This is a genomic window from Synechococcus sp. H55.10 (assembly GCF_047502715.1).
In the GTDB taxonomy this organism is placed as follows: domain Bacteria; phylum Cyanobacteriota; class Cyanobacteriia; order Thermostichales; family Thermostichaceae; genus Thermostichus.
In genome coordinates this window covers 1-574 of the sequence record NZ_JANSJJ010000230.1, presented here as the reverse complement: position 1 = coordinate 574, position 574 = coordinate 1, and the positions used below count along the sequence as shown (strand labels likewise).

The following is a 574-nucleotide window of genomic DNA, read 5'->3' as shown; positions in this document are numbered from 1 at the left end:
CCCAAAGGTGGCGCCATCTTTCAGGCAGACCCAAAACAGAGGGATCCCTGCCGCTGGACTCTGCTGCTAGTTGCCGTTGCTCCTGTTCCAGCAACTCCAGCAGGCGGGTGTTGTTGGCTGCCCTGGCTGCTTCTAGACGATGGGCCAGAGAGGCAGCGATGTTCCGCCGATGGCAGGCCAGGAAGCTAACTCTACTCGCTTCAGCAGTTGCGTTCATGAGAGATCTCCCCACCCTGACCTCTACACACCAATTCTATCGTAGATTCTGTAGCAATAGATACGATTCAAAACCTTGGCAATCGCCCTGGTCGGTAAAGAGGGGGTCAAGGTTATTGCGGTACTAAAAGCGCAGGTCAGAGGGAATTTGTTGCAAGTAAGTTTCAATTCACAACTTTTTCTTAATAAGTGGTTTCGATCTTGAGGATCTGACTTACTTTGTTACCTGTAGAGCGTTCCTCGTCGAAAACCTATGAGCCTTGTTGCCCAAGTCATCGCGCAGTCGGATGCGGCCGATCGCTTCCTCAGCAGTGCCGAGATCGCCAAGCTAGAAGACTTCTTCAGCAAAGGTCAAGTG

General features: G+C 51.9%; 1 protein-coding gene. It reads right to left on the bottom strand.

What is annotated here, in order from left to right; all coding sequences use genetic code 11:
* A partial coding sequence (locus NW858_RS11990; protein ID WP_414520586.1) for a hypothetical protein occupies positions 1–217 on the bottom strand: 217 nt, incomplete at its 3' end.
* Positions 218–574: the final 357 nt, after the last annotated feature.